This is a genomic window from Sandarakinorhabdus sp., assembly GCF_040398645.1.
Taxonomy (GTDB): domain Bacteria; phylum Pseudomonadota; class Alphaproteobacteria; order Sphingomonadales; family Sphingomonadaceae; genus Sandarakinorhabdus.
Map to the genome: position 1 here is coordinate 26,976 of NZ_JBBATR010000029.1, position 3,317 is coordinate 30,292.

Below are 3,317 nucleotides of genomic sequence, written 5' to 3' on the forward strand. Positions count from 1 at the left end.
ATCAGTGATGTGAGCGGACGGTTCATGTCGAATATCTCCCCAAGGGCAAATCGGCCTGCTGTGCCGATGCCAAGGAGACTACGCCCCGCAGCCGATGATCGAGAAATTGATTGTGCATCCCGCTGCAATCGAGAAAATCGCTAAGCCAATTCGCCCCGGCAAATGAAAATGGGCCGGCATCGCTGCCAGCCCACCCGTTTTGCCACGAAAAAGCTGCCAATCAGTCCTTGGCGCGTTCCACATAGGCGGAATCTTCGGTGTTGATCACGATGCGGGTGCCGACATCGATGTGCGGCGGCACCATCACGCGCGCGCCGGATTCAACGATGGCGGGCTTGTAGCTTGACGATGCCGTCTGGCCCTTGACCACCGGTTCGGTCGAAACGATGGCCATGGTCACGCGCGTCGGCAGCGTGATGGTCACGGCCTTGCCATCGAACATCAGGATCTTGCACTCGGCATTTTCCTGCAAGAACAACATGCCGTCGCCGATCATGGCTTCGGTCAGGCTGATCTGGTCGTAGGTTTCGTTGTTGATGAAGATATAGTCCTTGCCGTCCAGGTACAGGTAATTGTGGCTGACTTCCTCGACAAACGCCCGCTCGATGGTGTCCGTGGTTTTCACGGTGATCACGGTTTTCACGCCATCGGAAATGCGGCGCATGTCGATGGTGGTGGTGGGCGTGCCCTTGCCGGGGCGGAAGGTTTCAGCCTTCAGCACGACATAGAGCTGGCTATCCTCATGCTCGATCACCTGGCCCTTGCGGAAATTGCTGGCGATATCCTTGACCATCTTGTCCTCTTTGCGCAGATGCGCGCAGGCCCCGGCCCGCACATGTTGCCATGGGGACTAGGGCATGGCAGCGCCCCTGTTCAAGGAAAAACATGAACGACGCTCCCGCCGGCACCGCCCGTCCGTTTTGGCACCCTGAAAATCATGCCGATCGCCGGCCAATGCTGCTAGGCCGCGGCCGCGTGAAAACTGTTCTGCGGCGCTGGTTTGAGGACCAGGGCTTTATCGAGGTGGAATGCGGCGCCGTGCAACTGTCGCCCGGCAATGAAACCCATCTCCACGGCTTTGCCGTGATCTGGCGGCCCGATGGCGGCGCCGAACAAACCCGCTATCTGCACACCAGCCCGGAATTTGCCGCCAAGAAATTGCTGGCCGCCGGCGAAACCCGGATCGTCGATTTTGCCCGGGTTTGGCGCAATGGCGAACAAGGCCCGCTGCACAGCCCGGAATTCACCATGATCGAATGGTACCGCGCCGGTAAAGGCTCGGGGGCCGCGTGGACCGACGTCATCGCTGACACCGTCGCCCTGGCCCGCACCGCGCAGGATGCTGGCGGCAATGGCGTGCTGCGCTGGCAGGGGCGCAGCTGCGATGCAGCAGCCGAGCCCGAGATGATCACCTGCCAGCAAGCCTTCGCCGCCCATGCCGGCATCGATCTTGCCGCCTGCTTGAATGACCGGGATGCGCTGGCCGCAGAGATCGCCCGCATCGGCCTGAGCGTGCGTGCCGACGACAATTGGAGCGACCTGTTCAGCCGGGTGATCGTGACCATCGAGCCAAAACTGGGGGATGGCCGCCTGACAATCCTCACCCACTATCCGGTCTGCGAGGCCGCGCTCGCCCGCCCCTGCCCCGATGATACGCGCTGGGCCGAACGCTTCGAAGCCTATGCCTGCGGTGTCGAGCTGGCCAATGGCTTTGGCGAGCTTACCGATGCCGCTGAACAACGCCGGCGCTTTGTGGCGGATATGGACGAAAAACAGCGCATCTATGCCCGCCGCTACCCGATCGATGAGGATTTCATCGCTGCCCTCGGCCACATGCCGCCCGCCAGCGGAGTCGCGCTGGGCTTTGATCGTCTCGCGCTGCTGGCACTGGGCGGAACCCATATCAATCAGGTGATCTGGACCCCGTTTCCCGCATAATGGCGGCTTGAGCCCTTGGCGGCCAGTTCAAGCGCATACCGCGTTCATATCGCACTGTATCTGCCGCAAAGGACTGGGTCCTGCCGGCCTGCATCAAACCAGCAAGTCCAAAGCTGCCAAGAGCACGTGGATGCTTCACGACCAGCCATGGCAACCATGAACAACAAAAAAGGGCCGCCGGACTAAACCGGCGACCCCATTTTTCACGCCAAAGCCCCTAGAGGCGAGGGCAATCAGTTTCAGGCGGCAACAACCGTCTTGCGGCGACGGGCGGCAGCGCCGACCATGCCGAAGCCAGCGAGCAGCATGACCCAGGTGGATGCTTCCGGAACAGCTGTGATAACGCGGAAACCGTCAACGTTGGTCGGGGTGGTCAACGAGAAGCTGAGCGTCTTCGGATCGATGAGAGTGAAAAGATCCGCGACCTCGAGACCCTGGGCCACCCCAAAGCTGCTGAAATCGGTTGCACCGGTTTCCAGCTGGTTGCTGCGCGGGCTGTTAACGAAGAAGCTGATGCGCTGAAGGGCGATCACGTTCTGATTGAACGTGATCGTACCGCTTGCAGTCTTGCCCGTGGTGTTGAACAGGAAGAAGTGGCTGGACACGCCCACTGGCGAAACAATGTTGCCATTGCTGTTGGTCGCGAAAATGAAGCCCTGCGGTGCGAGGTTGCCCAGACCGAGGGTATTCACGAGCGACGTGCTCTGAACTTCATTGAAGCCAACGATGTTGTTGCCCGTGGCGATGTTCGAGGTGGCCGGAGCGGCGATGATCTGGCCAGTGCCGCCTGCGGTGAACGCGGTGCCGCCGGACAAGGTGATGCTGGTGATCACGGCCTGGGCCGGAGCGGTGGCGAGGGTGAGAGCGGCGAGTGCTGCTGCAAAACGGAACATCATGATAAATCTCCTAGTTGGGAGTGGTCCCGCAACCATCTATGCAAACACCGTGCCAACCAGAAATGCCTCTGCAAGCCATTGAATAATCGGCGTTAATTCACTTTTTACACACCTGAATGTAAAAAATTCCGACAAAACGCCATGCCCCGGCGACGGCATCACAAGCAAATGCCATGGTGGGGACAGCAGCCGAAGATGAGCAATATCCCCCGTTGGCACCGTTACGCGGCCGCGACGGATAGCAGCCGACCGTGCCATCTTGCCCGCAGCCACGCTCGCAAATCCTCCACGCGGCAATTGCGATTTGCAGCCGCAAACAAAAAGGGCCGCCGGCTGATGCCGGCGGCCCCATTTTCGCAAACCGCCGCTACATGCGGCGGCTCAGGCACGTCAGGCGGCAACAACCGTCTTGCGGCGGCGGGCGGCAGCGCCGACCATGCCGAAGCCAGCGATCAGCATGACCCAGCTGGTCGGTTCCGGCAC

Annotated in this window: 4 protein-coding genes; 1 reads left to right on the plus strand and 3 read right to left on the minus strand. The window is 60.7% G+C overall.

Going from position 1 to position 3,317, the window contains the following annotated elements; genetic code table 11:
• Positions 1-220: 220 nt before the first annotated feature.
• Positions 221-793, minus strand: coding sequence for an elongation factor P (gene efp, locus ABWP50_RS08425; RefSeq protein ID WP_353217550.1), 573 nt, complete (start codon positions 791-793; stop codon positions 221-223).
• Between the two features lie 92 nt (positions 794-885).
• On the opposite strand from efp, the gene epmA reads away from it, so the two are divergent.
• The gene (epmA, locus tag ABWP50_RS08430) at positions 886-1,938 is read left to right on the plus strand and encodes an EF-P lysine aminoacylase EpmA (protein WP_353217551.1); all 1,053 of its coding nucleotides are present in this window, start codon (positions 886-888) and stop codon (positions 1,936-1,938) included.
• A 239-nt stretch (positions 1,939-2,177) separates the two neighbouring features.
• Here the strand turns inward: epmA and ABWP50_RS08435 are convergent, their stop codons facing one another.
• Together ABWP50_RS08435 and ABWP50_RS08440 are read right to left on the minus strand one after the other, a co-directional pair.
• Positions 2,178-2,834 carry a PEPxxWA-CTERM sorting domain-containing protein gene (locus ABWP50_RS08435; RefSeq protein ID WP_353217552.1) on the minus strand — a complete coding sequence of 219 codons (657 nt, stop codon included), beginning with the start codon at positions 2,832-2,834 and terminating at the stop codon, positions 2,178-2,180.
• A 390-nt stretch (positions 2,835-3,224) separates the two neighbouring features.
• Positions 3,225-3,317: PEPxxWA-CTERM sorting domain-containing protein (locus ABWP50_RS08440; protein ID WP_502951011.1), on the minus strand; the 93-nt coding region annotated here is incomplete at its 5' end.

Coding starts and splice junctions, on each gene's coding strand:
- efp (WP_353217550.1), bottom strand. CDS start 793: ATGGTCAAGGATATCGCCAGCAATTTCCGCAAGGGCCAGGTGATCGAG.
- ABWP50_RS08435 (WP_353217552.1), bottom strand. CDS start 2,834: ATGATGTTCCGTTTTGCAGCAGCACTCGCCGCTCTCACCCTCGCCACC.
- epmA (WP_353217551.1), top strand. CDS start 886: ATGAACGACGCTCCCGCCGGCACCGCCCGTCCGTTTTGGCACCCTGAA.